Here is a 13,828-nt window from a genome sequence, read left to right as displayed (position 1 = left end):
CAAGCCAAAATTAAACATCAACTATTTTGTTATTATAAGAGGTTATCTTTTTTAGATGGTCTCTTTTTTTAATATATTCAAATAGCAGAATCAAACTAAAAATTTGTCAGCAATTTTCAATCACCTGTTAAATTCGATAACTTTAATTCTAGTTCACGCTTATACTACAATTCCCAAGACATGCTTTATGGCAACATGAAAACACATACGCCAATTTGGGTTCAATCATATGTTTTGAAAATAAAATTAGTGGTTTCATTTAAAAATTTTTTGGCCAAAATTTTGGGTTTGGTATGTTAGCAAAAACTAGTCTTTTAAAGCTTACTCATGCCAATTGAAAAACCGAGGGTTTGCCTTTTAAATTTTCAAACTTCAAAATACATTCCAATTTAATAGCTGTTTTTCAGGCGACTGAAATTATTGTTTTCTTAATTTTTTGTACAAAAAATTAAATTTTAACCATTATTTATTGTTTTATTAACTTTTTATTATGACTTTTGGCTCTGACTAATTCAAATAAATCATAAAATGAAAACAAAGTTTAGTGGAATTCTAACGCTATTACTAGCGTTAGTTGTGCAACTTTCTTTTGCACAAGAAAAAACAATTTCAGGTACGGTTGCAGACAATTCTGGCATGCCGCTTCCTGGGGTTAACATTATCGTAAAAAACACTACTAACGGTACACAATCCGATTTTGACGGAAGGTATACCATTAATGCTAAAGTAGGAGACGTTCTCGTATTTAGTTATGTAGGTTTAAAAACGAAAGAGGCAACAGTTGGAGCTTCTAATACGCTTAACGTCACTATGGAAGAAGACGCAGCTGTATTGGACGAAGTTGTTGTAACGGCACTTGGTATTAAAAGAGATAAAAAGAGTTTGGGTTATGCCACTCAAGAAGTTAAAGGTGAAGCTGTATCTGCAGTAAAAAGCCAAAACTTTGTAAACTCTTTATCTGGAAAAGTAGCAGGTTTACAAATTAAACCTTCTGGTACAATGGGTGGTTCTACCCAAGTAATTATTAGAGGTAATGCTTCTGTAATTGGAAACAACCAAGCTTTATTTGTTATTGATGGTGTACCGTTAGACAACGGTATTAACAACCAAATAACTGCTGCTATTGCTTCGGAGAGTAGATCTCAAACAAGTGGTAGAGGTGGTTACGATTACGGTAATGCTGCTTCAGACATTAACCCTGACGACATCGAATCTATTAACGTATTAAAAGGTGCAGCTGCATCTGCTTTATACGGTTCTCGTGCTGCAAATGGTGTAATTATGATTACAACTAAAAAAGGTACTAAAAGAAAAGGACTTGGAGTTACTATAAATTCAAGCATTACAGTTGGTGAGGCAGATAAGTCTACACTACCTGTTTACCAAAAGAAGTACGGTGCTGGTTATGGTCCATTCTACGGATCAACAGGTTATTTTGATGATGTTGATGTTGATGGTGATGGAACGGTTGATTTAGCAACGCCATTTACCGAAGATGCGTCTTATGGAGGTGAGTTTGATCCTAACCTATTAGTGTATCAATGGAATAGTATTTTCCCTCAACTTGACACATACTTACAACCAACTCCTTGGTTAGCGGGTAAACATGACCCAAATTATGTATGGGGAACTTCAAGTACACTAGTTAACTCTGTTGCATTAGACGGCGGAAGCGAAACCGGCTCTTTTAGGGTAGGTTTTACAAACATGTTACAAGAAGGTAACTTACCTAACAGTGAGATTAAAAGAAACAGTATTAATTTTAACGGTAGTCAAGACTTAAGTGATAAATTAACGGTATCGACTGCTTTCACTTTTACTAAAACTGATGGTAGAGGTCGTTACGGTACGGGTTACGATTCTAACAACGTTATGCAACAATTTAGACAATGGTGGCAAGTAAATGTTGATGTTAAAGAACAACAAGAAGCTTATTTGTCTACGCGTGAAAACATAACTTGGAACACTAACTCTTATACAAATTTAACTCCTATTTATTCAGACAACCCGTATTGGACTTTCTATGAAAATTTTGAAACTGATACGCGTTCTAGATTTTTTGGTAACGTAGTTTTAAACTACGACATCAATGATTGGTTAGATGTTATTGGTAGATTTACATATGACACCTATACTGAGTTACAAGAAGAAAGAACAAACGTAGGCAGCTCAAACGTGCCATTATACACAAGATTCAATAACGCGGTTGCAGAATACAACTACGATGCTTTCCTTAACTTTAATAAAGATTTAACTGAGAAGATAAATTTAGAAGGAAGTATAGGTATGAATTTAAGTAGAAAAGATTGGAATAGTATTTATGCGCTTACCAATGGTGGTTTAAATTTAGCAGGTGTTTATACTTTAGCAAATAGCGTTAGTCCAATTAATGCGCCTACCGAATTTGATGCAACTCAAATGGTTGATGGTGTTTTTGGTCGTGCTAGTTTTGGTTTTGACAATACAGCTTTTGTTGAAGGTACTTTTAGAAGAGACCGTAACTCAAGTTTACCAAGATCAAAAAACACATACAACTATTGGTCTGTTACCGGTAGTTTTATCTTTTCTAACCTTTTGGAAGCCGATTGGTTGAATTTTGGTAAATTAAGAGCTAACTATGGTACCGTAGGTAATGGAACAACACCATACCAAGTATTTAACACATTTGGTATTAACCCACCATTTGGTGGTTCCGGTAGTGCGTCTAACCCAACTAATAAGCAAAACCCAAATCTAAAGCCAGAAGAACAAGTTAACTGGGAAGTTGGTTTAGAAATGAAAACATTAAATAACCGATTTGGTTTTGATGTTACTTACTACAACACTGAAAACCGCGACCAAATTACGCAAGTACCTGTAACAAGATCTACCGGTTACGCGAGAGTGCTTTTAAATGCAGGTACTATTGAGAACAAAGGTATTGAGTTACAACTTAATGCAACACCATTAAAAAGTGAGAACTTCAGTTGGGATGTTAACATCAACTGGGATAAAAACAAAAGTAAAGTATTGTCTTTACTTGATGGCATTGAAGCTTTGGAGTTAGCTAACTTTCAAACTGGTTTAACAATTAACGCAGTTGTTGGCGAGCCTTACGGAATTATTAGAGGTCGTGATTTTGTTTATACAAATGGTCAAAAAACCATTGGTACAAATGGTCGTTATTTAAGAACAGCCACTAGTAACAACAACATTGGTGATATTAACCCAGATTGGAAAGCTGGTATTCGTAATAGCTTTACCTACAAAAACTTTAACTTAAGTTTCTTAATTGATATTCAAAAAGGTGGTGATGTATTCTCACTTGATACTTACTATGGTTTTGGTACTGGTATATATGATTTTACTGCTGGTAACAATGAGTTAGGAAATCCTTATAGAGACCCTGTAACTGGTACACCAGGAAACTATGGTGCTGATAGTGGCGGTGTTCTTTTTGAAGGTGTTCAGGCCGATGGTTCTCCTAACAACGTAAGAGCTCATTTACTTGATGCTGGTACTTGGGGATATCGTCAACCACAAGCAAACCACGTTTATGATGCAGGTTATGTAAAATTACGTGAAGCTACTTTATCTTATAGTTTTGATTCTAAAATCTTAGATAAATTACCATTTACTTCTGCTTCAGTATCTCTTATTGGACGTAACTTATGGATTATAGATAAAAGTGTTCCTTACGCTGATCCAGAAGCTGGTTTAAGTGCTGGTAATGCTCAAGGAAATCAATCAGGTGCTTATCCTGCTATTAAAGAAATAGGGGCTAGTATTAAATTACAATTTTAAAAAAAATAGAAAATGAAAAAAATATTTTTAACAGCAGTGCTCTCTGTAGTTGTTGTATTAACATCTTGTAAAACTGATGAACAATACGAAAACTTAAATAGAGATCCTAAAAATCCAACTCAAGTTGCAGCAGACTTTTTATTTAATTCTGCAACCAAGAGTTTAATTGATCAAATGACGCAAATAAACGTTAATCGTAATAGTTTTAGGTTTTTTGCGCAATACAGTACAACTACGACTTATACGGAAGAACCAAACTTTGATTTAGTTACTAGAACAATTCCAGGTTACCATTGGTCTGAAATGTACAGAGATGTATTATTAGATTTACAAACATCTAAAGAAAATGCTTTAGCAGACACCGAATTAAGCGGTGCAGAACAAACTGCAAGAGCATCTCAAGCCGAAGTTTTAATGGTGTACACCTTTCAACAAATGGTTGATACTTGGGGAGATATTCCTTACAGCGAAGCGCTTAGTGATGTAACATTACCTAAGTATGATGACGCAGCAACAATCTATTCTGATTTAATCAGCCGTTTAACTGCAGCTATCCCAGGTCTAAGCGGGTCTGGTTATAGTTCAGCCGATCAGCTTTACGGAGGAAACTCTGCAGCTTGGGTTAAATTTGCAAACTCGTTATTGATTCGTATAGGAAATCGCCTTGTAGATGTTAATCCGTCATTAGCTCAATCTACTATTGAAGCTGGTTATAGCGGAGGTGCATTTACATCAAATGCTGATAATGCAACCGTTCAATATGAAGGTACCACACCTAACACAAATCCTGTTTGGGTTGATATTGTTCAATCTGGCCGTGCCGATCACCTTCCTGCAAATACTATTGTTGACTTTATGAATAATCTTGATGACCCTAGAAGGGCTCAATATTTCGATGACAATTTAGGAGCTGGAGTTTACATGGGTGGAAACTTCGGAACTATAGCAAGTTTTCCGTTACACTCACATTTTGGAGATGCTATTTACGAGCCAACAAATCCTGCAAGTTTATTAGACTTTGCCGAGGTTTCATTTTATTTGGCAGAAGCAGCCGTTGAAGGTTGGTCTGTAGGTGGTACAGCAGAAGAGCATTACAATAATGGTATTGCCGCATCTTTTGATTATTGGGGAGCAAGCGATTTAGCTGCTTTTATGGCTAATCCAGATGTTGCTTGGGCTACGGCTCCTGGCACAGATAAAGAGAAAATTGGAAACCAATTATGGGTAGCCATGTACAACAGAGGATTTGAAGGGTTTACAGCGTGGAGAAGATACGATACGCCAACCTTACAACTTCCAGTTGACTCAGGTAACCCACTACCATACAGATATACTTATCCTATTGATGAGCAAAACTTAAATGGTACTAATTGGGAAGCTGCATCAGCTGCAATTGGTGGAGATTCACAACAAACCAAAGTATTCTGGGATGTAAACTAAGTTTTAAATTCCATTATAATATTAAAGCCTTATAAGTTTAAACTTATAAGGCTTTTTTTGTAAGATGCCCATTCAATTACCGACCTAAAATTAAATACACTCAAAAATGAAACGGCTAATTATAATAACTTTAATTTTGCTAGTAAGTTGTTCAACAGAAAACACTGCCGTAAAAGATAACAGTGATGAAGTTTCAGATAATTTATGGTGTGTGCCTAAAACCGACATTGCAGGTGGAGGGTCATATGCCGTAAAGGAAAACCCAGATTACAAAACAGTTTCAGAAATTGACGCTACTGGTTTTTTAAATGACAATTCAAGACTTGCGCTTTTAAAAATAAACGGACAAGTTTATGCCTATCCGTACGACTACACGAATAACTTTGAAGTTATAAACGACACCTTTGGAGATGTTCCCTTAGCCATAACATATTGCCCTATCACCGAAAGTGCACTTTCCTTTGATAGAAGGCTAACCAACGGTGAAATTATTACCATGAAAGCTTCAGGGTTCTTATATAAAGATAATCTTATTACTACTGATGTAGATTTAAAATATTATTGGTCTCAAATGGCAATACGTGGTCTTAGGGACGCAAGCAAGGAAATAAGACTCAACACCTATAACATAATCGAATCTTACTGGCTTGGTGTTAAAACACATTTCCCTAATGCTTTAGTATTTAATCATCCTGATGTAACAGACTGCAATTGCGATGAAACTCCTGTTCCTATTGATTTCAGCAATCTATTGGGCGTGATACACGAACATGTATTTGACGATATTGTGCACCTATTCAACTATAATAATTTTAAAAACGGAATAGAATTAGATTATACTTCTGTAAATAGTAAAGATGTAATAATAGTTGGAAGTAAAGAAAACGTATATTTTAATGCCTTTTATTTACCTGGTAATTTAACATTTACGGCATTAAGTGTGAATGAATTCCCCAATGTGTTAACAGATAATGAAGGTAATATTTGGGATGCTTTTGGTTATGCGGTTTCAGGTAGCAGACAAGGCACAAAACTTGATAGCCCAAAATCTTATGTTGCTGCAGAGTGGGCTTTTAGGGATATCTTTGAAACCATAGTTTTTCACGATTAACTTATCAAATCAATAGATCTATTTATCTTATTAATGAAAAATGCCCCCTGTACTCCTCTCCACTGGGAAGCTTTAAGCAATACCAATAATCATCATCGCTCAAAAGGTTTCCGTTAAAGGTGCCATTCCAACCATTGGATAGATTGGGATTAAAGGTTTTCAACAATTTTCCATACCGATTAAAAATCTCCACCGTTAATAGCTGAGAATCAAATATGGCTGGATCTAAGCCTGCAACATTCCATGTATCATTAGCACTATCATTGTTTGGGGTGAAATATTTAGGAAATCCTAAAATGTAAAAATCTTTTGATATACGCTCACAATTTAGAGCATCCATAATATAGAGCGTATGCTTTCCGTAAGTTAAATTTAAAAACGAATTACTGCCTTGATATGCACCAAACTCATCATCAATAGCATACACAAAATCCTTGGTCGAATTATTAAGTACAACGGTTAAATCCCGATCATCAATAAGCAAATCCTGTATTACGGGGATTTCATTCTGATTCACTGTGATGGTTACCGTGTCTTCACAATTAAGTAAGGGGTCAATAACACTAACGGTATAAACTCCTGCTTCTGAAATTAAAATCTCATTTAAAACCTCATTGGTACTCCAATCGTAATTATAATTGCTTATCTGGCTTGTATGAAGCCCTGAATTAATAGTTATCGGAAAATCCGAAAGGCAAACATTTATAACTTGATCTTCCAATTGAGGAAAAGATTTTACTTCCAAATTTAAAATGCCAGTACCATAGCACGCATTATCACTTTCGGCTCTAATATATACTGTATTATTGGTTGATGTGTATATATTTGGCAACGGATTGATACCAATGGCAGCATCATTTTCATCTTCGTAAAATGATATATCAACATTTGTTGGAAGGTTTAAAACTGTAGCTATTCTAATCCCTTCAGACTCTAAATCGAAATCTGCAAGATTATCTTCATCGGGGTCACAAGCTCCCAAATCATGTGTGCTAATATCTACGCCTTGTGTGGTATTTAATCTTACTGTAGCCATACTAAAACAATCGGTATTGGCCTTAAACACTTTGGCATATACTATTTCGCCATTGGATTGATTGGTGTAAATTTCATCAATAGAATTAGAATTATCAGTGTCATTAATAGCATCCGCCATGGTATGGTAATAATACACTTGAATAGCATCCTGAGTAAATAAACTTAAAGGCGCATTGGCCAATTGTAAGTTAAAAGGTGCAATACCATCATTGGGATTATTATCTGCAGAGTCGCATTGCACTAAATCAAAAGTGGTTTGCAAAACATCTGGCGGTTGGGAAATAATGACTTGTTTTAAAAAAGGCCCTTGCTCTACCCCATTTAAATACATGGTTAAACTTACGGTATAGGCACCTGCTTGCGCATAGGTATGTAACGGCTCGTCGAGCGTTGAAGTTTGACCGTCACCAAAATCCCAAAGGACACTGTCGTAGGGCTCTTCAGAGGTAATAAAAAAACGGGTTTGGTCTCCCAAACAAATATCTTCATAGTCGAAAGTGTACAAAAACAGTGATTGCACAAACGGAGGAAGCCCCAATTGAACCGCTTTACCACCCAAACTAACAGAGTTCTCCGAATAATCAGCAGCATTACCAATTTCATTTGGATTGTTTATAACCGAAAGGTTTAAGCCAACCGAAGAAGACCTAAATCCTGCCCTGTAAATTTTTCCGTTTATAGCTAATTGTAAAGCGCCGGCAACATTTTGAGAGTTACTAATTGTTTCTCTAGTTCCAACAATATCAGAACTTTCTAAATTATATTGATAAATATGACTGTGATTAAAAATATTATCGTCATCAAACACATTGTTTGTGATATACAATACTTTTGAATTTGGTGAAAACTCCACACCGTAAGGATAAGTATTATCCATGATAATTTTATCGTTGGCCACAACACCGGTTGCGTTATCAAAATCGTATAACAAAACCCTCCCCGATTCCCGTCTCGGAGACCTTGGCCCACCGCCGCCAATATTAGTAGAGCTATGGGCAATAGCAATTTTCTTTCCGTCTGGCGATGCTTTTAAATAGCCAATTGCCGTAATATTGGCCCCATCGCTGTTAAACACGGGGCGAACCATTTGCGATACCGTAGATATTATTGGCGTTTCGTTAACCCCATTTCCATCAATTAGAAAAACATAAAACTTATCCATAAACTGAGTGATAACCCACACCGAACTTCCATCGCTATGTGAAACAGCCGTTATTTTTTCTGAAGATTTATACTCGTTTTGAACAGCATCATTGGTGTCATAAGTAACCAAATGACTGTTTTTAGCCCCAGGCACCACATCGCCAAAACTACCGTTTAAAGACAAATCGATTTCTGAATAGTTAACGCCATCAATGGGTTCTGCCTCGGTTAAATAATAACTTGGCTTATCTATGGTAAATAAATAATATTTGGATGTGCTTCCTGGTTTTGGTACAATTAACGCAGATTCGGTACTCGAACTGTGGCCTAAAAGCCCTTGTCCGTTAGGCATAATTTGATGTCGCCTATCCCAAATGGTTACACCATCGGTATAAAATAAAAGATTTCCATTTGGGTCTGATATTGTCGCGCAGCCTTCTTTTGTAATTAATTGACCATCTGTAAGTGGCGTTGGGTTTGGTGTATTAAAATTAAGACCTGCATATTCGCCAAAATACCAATTGGCCGATTGTTTTTGTGAAAAAGCAAAACAAACAGAAAGGGCAAATATTAAAAGTAATATCTTGGTTTTCAATGGTGATGGATTTTGATTGATTGATTTACCGTAAATATAATCATATTTACGCTGATTATAAACCATTTATAGGTTTTAACACAACTTATAAGTTCTAAATTTATGATTAAAAAGTGCCAAATAAAATTAGTTTAATGAGGCAAAAACACAAAATAAACTCTTTGTAGGTTAAACTTCTTAGACCAATAACTTTTTTATACATTTACCCCATGCAAGATGAAACTCAAATTTTTGGTATTAGGGCCGTTATAGAAGCTGTAAATGCGGGCGAGAATGTAGATAAGGTATTTCTTCAAAAAGGATTAAAAGGTGAACTTTTTAGTGAACTTGAATCTTTATTAAACAGAAATTCGATTAACAAATCCTATGTGCCTGTTGAGAAACTAAACCGGCTTACAAAGAAAAACCACCAAGGTGTTGTGGCGCAAATATCGCCTATTGAATTTCACGATTTAGAGACGCTTGTAATGTCTGTTATAGAAACTGGTAAAACACCCTTGTTTTTGTTGTTGGACCAAATTAGCGATGTTCGTAATTTTGGTGCTATCATACGTACTGCGGAATGCACCGGTGTTGATGGCATTATTATTCAGAAAAAAGGTGGCGCGCCCGTAACCGGAGACACCATTAAAACAAGTGCCGGAGCGGTTTTTAAAATCCCGATTTGTAAAGTAGACCATATAAAAGATGCCGTGTTTTACATGCAAGCCTCTGGTATAAAAGTGATTGCCGCTACCGAAAAAACCAACGACACGCTATACGACGTATCTTTCACAGAACCGTGTGCTATTATTATGGGATCGGAAGGCAGAGGCATAAATCCATCCACATTAAAGGTGGTTGATGCCAAAGCGAAACTACCTATTTTGGGCGATATTGAGTCGTTAAACGTATCGGTGGCTTGCGGTGCTTTTCTATACGAAGTTGTGCGGCAACGTTTGCAGTAAGCGGTACCTGTTTTCAGTTACAGTTGTCCTCATCTAAATTTGAACCTAACACCTTTATTCTTTTTCAGGGTTTTCTTTTTTGAAATGGTAATTTATATGGAATTGCCCCTGCTCTTCTTCGGGTTCTTCCGGAGTTTCTATAAAGTTTCCATCGGCATCAAAATGTTTTAAAAAGGGGTCGTCGGCTTCGTTAAAATCGTCGCGTTCCCAAGCATATTTTTTCGGCTTTGCAATTTCTTTTCTAAAGAACAAAGCAAATACCAAACCCGTAATCAACCCGGATAAATGCCCTTCCCAAGAGATACCTTCTTCACTGGGAATAGCGTACCAAATCATACTTCCGTAAAGAAACACAACCCCGAGCGATAGTGCAATGAGTCTGTAATGTTTGGCAAATACACCTTTGAAAAAGGTAAAACTGACCAACACATAAATAAGTCCGCTGGCACCAATATGGTACGACGGCCTGCCAATGCACCAAGTGAGGAACCCCGAAATTAGAATACCGAAGAACAACACTTTCCAAGCTATTGGCCGGTAGAAATAAAACAAGGCTGTTGACAATACAAACAACGGAACGGTATTGTGGTAAATATGCTGAATATCGCCGTGAATAAACGGACTAAAAACAACACCGCGCAACCCTTTTAAAGTCTGTGGGTAAACGCCGTATTTACTAAAGTTTACGCCAAAACGCACCTCGAACCAAAATACCAACCATATAATTAGTACAAATACTACCGGATAGGCAATAACACCCGTTGAGAATTTAAAATGTTCTTTAGTGTCCATGGCTCTAAATATAGCAAATACTTAACCACGATTTATTGGGGTGCTAAAATGGCAGATATGCCCGCGTGAGGGATTGCAGTGGTTAGCTTTTGGCGAGGCGCGCATCGAGCCAAAACTAGTAACGTAAAGCCCGACCCCGATTTTTATCGGGGGCACGCCCTAAAAATAAAATTTATTAGTGTAGAGATTCCTTTTTGCAAAGGAATTGTTTTAATTTTACAGTTATGAATGAGCCTTTAGCCGAACGTTTACGACCGAAAACCTTGGATGATTATGTGAGCCAAACGCATTTGGTGGGCAAAAACGGTGCGTTAACGCAGCATATTAAGCAGGGTTTGATACCGTCGATGATTTTTTGGGGCCCGCCGGGAACCGGAAAAACCACTTTGGCCAACATTATTGCGACCGAATCTGGCCGACCGTTTTATACGCTTAGCGCGATAAACTCAGGGGTTAAGGATATTCGTGACGTGATCGATAATGCAAAACAAAGTGGTGGTTTGTTTACCACGAAAAACCCTATTTTGTTTATTGACGAAATTCATAGGTTTAGTAAATCGCAGCAAGATTCGTTGCTACAAGCGGTTGAAAAAGGTTGGATTACCTTAATTGGGGCGACCACCGAAAACCCGAGTTTTGAGGTAATTTCGGCACTTTTATCGCGGTGCCAAGTGTATATTTTAAATGCTTTTGATAAAAACGATTTGGAAACGCTTTTAAAGCGCGCGATTGAAAAGGACGTATTGATTTCTAAAAAAACCATTGATTTAAAGGAAACCAACTCGCTTTTAAAACTCTCTGGTGGTGATGCCCGGAAACTGCTTAATATTTTTGAGCTTATTGTAAATTCGTACGACTCGGACACGGTTACCATTACCGATGAGGACGTTTTAAAGAAGATACAAAACAATACGGTACGCTACGATAAAACGGGCGAGCAGCATTACGATATTACTTCGGCGTTTATAAAATCCATTCGTGGCAGCGACCCCAATGCGGCGGTATATTGGCTGGCGCGTATGGTCGAGGGTGGCGAAGATGTTAAGTTTATTGCGCGCCGCTTGCTTATTTTGGCCAGTGAGGATATTGGCAACGCTAACCCAACGGCCTTGGTGATTGCCAACAACACATTTCAGGCGGTAACGACTATTGGTTATCCAGAGTCTAGAATTATTTTAAGCCAGTGCGCTACGTATTTGGCTTGTTCTCCAAAAAGCAATGCTGCTTACAAAGCCATTGGCAACGCCCAACAATTGGTAAAGGAAACCGGCGATTTAAGTGTGCCTTTGGAGGTGAGAAATGCGCCTACAAAACTGATGAAAGAACTCGGTTATGGCGATAATTACAAGTATGCGCACAACTACGAGGCTAACTTTGCCAATCAGGAATTTATGCCGGACGAGATAAAAAACACCAAGCTTTACGACCCCGGAAATAACGCCCGGGAAAACGCACATCGGGAATTTTTAAAACAACGATGGAAAGACAAATATGGATATTGAATCCTTTGTGATTTTCAGGGTTTGTTGTGCTAAATGTTTTTAATTGATTTTGAGTATTTGAGCGTTGCGCTAACTTTTTTAATTTTTTTTACAAAATTGAAACCTATTTATTCAGGAAACTTAGCCCTAATGTCATCTAAACACAAATTATGAATACTGCCAATGTGCGAGTGTTCTTTGCTCATATCTGGCTTATAAGTTCCCGCTTGTACTTGTCCGCCAATTTTCTGGTAAGCCTCCCTAAAACTCATGCCATCAACTACCAAATTATTGATATTATCAACCGTAAACAAATACTTGTATTTATCGTCGTTCAAATCAATATCCTTTACAACAATTTGCTGAATGGCGTAATTAAAAATGTCTAAAATGGTTTTTAACTCTTCAAAAGCAGCAATAGTATTTTCTTTTAATAACTGAAAATCCCTGTGGTAACCACTCGGTAAATTATTGGTAATTAAAATCATTTCGGTTTGTAAAGCTTGTATTTTATTGCACTTGCCACGAATGAGTTCGAACACGTCCGGATTCTTTTTGTGTGGCATAATGCTACTGCCCGTTGTTAGTTCGTCTGGGAAAGTGATAAAACCAAAATTCTGACTCATATACAAACACACATCCATGGCAAAACGGCTCATGGTATTGGCTAAACTGCCTAAAGTAGCGGCAATGGTGCGCTCACTTTTACCCCGGCTCATTTGCGCGGCAACCACGTTGTATTTTAAGGTTTCAAAACCCATCTCTTGGGTTGTAATATTTCTATCTATCGGAAAAGAACTGCCGTAACCCGCAGCCGAACCTAAAGGATTTTGGTCTACCGTTTTAATGGCGGCGTTTAATAAATAGACATCGTCAATCAGCAATTCGGCATAAGCTGAAAACCACAACCCAAACGATGATGGCATAGCCACTTGCAAATGCGTATAACCTGGTAATAATTTTTCTTTATGCGTATCGGCCAATTGCAAAAGGGTTTCAAAAAATGTTTTTGTTTTTGCCTTTACATCCAATAAATTGTCTTTAAAATACAAATGAAGCGCCACTAAAACCTGATCGTTTCTCGAGCGCGCGGTATGGATTTTTTTGCCCACCTCTCCCAATTGTTTGGTGAGCTCGAATTCTATTTTTGAATGTACATCTTCAAATTGGGCGTCAATAACAAAAGTGCCGTTTTCAATCTGATCTTCCAAAACTTTTAATCCGCCTAATAATTCAACCAATTCATCCACGGTAATAATGCCAATTTTTTGAAGCATTTTGGCATGCGCTTTCGATGCAATAACATCGTATTTTGCAATATGAATATCTATTTCCCTATCGTTGCCAACCGTAAATTGCTCAATTTGTTTGTCTATTGTAAATCCTTTATCCCAGAGTTTCATTTTGTCTATTTTTGTCATTCCCGCAAAGGCGGGAATCTTTTTAAATTTTACTTTTACTTTAATGGATTCCTGCCTTCGCAGGAATGACAGCATCG

The 13,828-nt window shown here is 37.2% G+C and carries 8 protein-coding genes; 5 read left to right on the top strand and 3 right to left on the bottom strand.

All coding sequences use genetic code 11. The annotated features are described in order from the left end of the window. The first annotated feature begins 528 nt into the window (after positions 1–528). The 3 genes from ACN5J7_RS02430 to ACN5J7_RS02420 all read left to right on the top strand — a co-directional run bounded on the left by ACN5J7_RS02430 (position 529) and on the right by ACN5J7_RS02420 (position 6,334). Entirely contained in the window at positions 529–3,783 is a 3,255-nt protein-coding gene (locus ACN5J7_RS02430; RefSeq protein ID WP_418602523.1) for a SusC/RagA family TonB-linked outer membrane protein, read from the top strand. Positions 3,784–3,795: 12 nt separating this feature from the next. Beyond that, positions 3,796–5,223 (top strand): SusD/RagB family nutrient-binding outer membrane lipoprotein, encoded by a 1,428-nt coding sequence (locus ACN5J7_RS02425; RefSeq protein ID WP_311939158.1) that lies wholly within the window; start codon positions 3,796–3,798, stop codon positions 5,221–5,223. A gap of 106 nt (positions 5,224–5,329) precedes the next feature. Then, complete coding sequence (locus ACN5J7_RS02420; RefSeq protein WP_418602522.1) at positions 5,330–6,334, top strand: DUF3179 domain-containing (seleno)protein; 1,005 nt, start codon at positions 5,330–5,332, stop codon at positions 6,332–6,334. A gap of 22 nt (positions 6,335–6,356) precedes the next feature. Here ACN5J7_RS02420 and ACN5J7_RS02415 read toward each other — a convergent pair whose 3' ends face one another. After that, positions 6,357–9,176 (bottom strand): T9SS type B sorting domain-containing protein, encoded by a 2,820-nt coding sequence (locus tag ACN5J7_RS02415; RefSeq protein ID WP_418602521.1) that lies wholly within the window; start codon positions 9,174–9,176, stop codon positions 6,357–6,359. A 143-nt stretch (positions 9,177–9,319) separates the two neighbouring features. On the opposite strand from ACN5J7_RS02415, the gene rlmB reads away from it, so the two are divergent. Next, on the top strand, positions 9,320–10,057 hold the full coding sequence (gene rlmB / locus ACN5J7_RS02410) for a 23S rRNA (guanosine(2251)-2'-O)-methyltransferase RlmB (protein WP_418602520.1): 738 nt from the start codon (positions 9,320–9,322) through the stop codon (positions 10,055–10,057). A gap of 54 nt (positions 10,058–10,111) precedes the next feature. Here the strand turns inward: rlmB and ACN5J7_RS02405 are convergent, their stop codons facing one another. After that, entirely contained in the window at positions 10,112–10,849 is a 738-nt protein-coding gene (locus tag ACN5J7_RS02405; RefSeq protein ID WP_311939150.1) for a rhomboid family intramembrane serine protease, read from the bottom strand. A gap of 224 nt (positions 10,850–11,073) precedes the next feature. Between ACN5J7_RS02405 and ACN5J7_RS02400 the strand changes: the two genes are divergently transcribed. After that, complete coding sequence (locus ACN5J7_RS02400) at positions 11,074–12,351, top strand: replication-associated recombination protein A (protein ID WP_311939147.1); 1,278 nt, start codon at positions 11,074–11,076, stop codon at positions 12,349–12,351. Positions 12,352–12,458: 107 nt separating this feature from the next. Here the strand turns inward: ACN5J7_RS02400 and argH are convergent, their stop codons facing one another. Continuing rightward, positions 12,459–13,733 (bottom strand): argininosuccinate lyase, encoded by a 1,275-nt coding sequence (argH, locus tag ACN5J7_RS02395; RefSeq protein WP_418602519.1) that lies wholly within the window; start codon positions 13,731–13,733, stop codon positions 12,459–12,461. Positions 13,734–13,828: the final 95 nt, after the last annotated feature.

The sequence above is a fragment of the Hwangdonia sp. genome (genome assembly GCF_048381975.1).
GTDB classification, from domain to species: domain Bacteria; phylum Bacteroidota; class Bacteroidia; order Flavobacteriales; family Flavobacteriaceae; genus Hwangdonia; species Hwangdonia seohaensis.
Note: the sequence above shows the minus strand (reverse complement) of the source record. Positions and strands in the feature narration are given on the sequence as shown.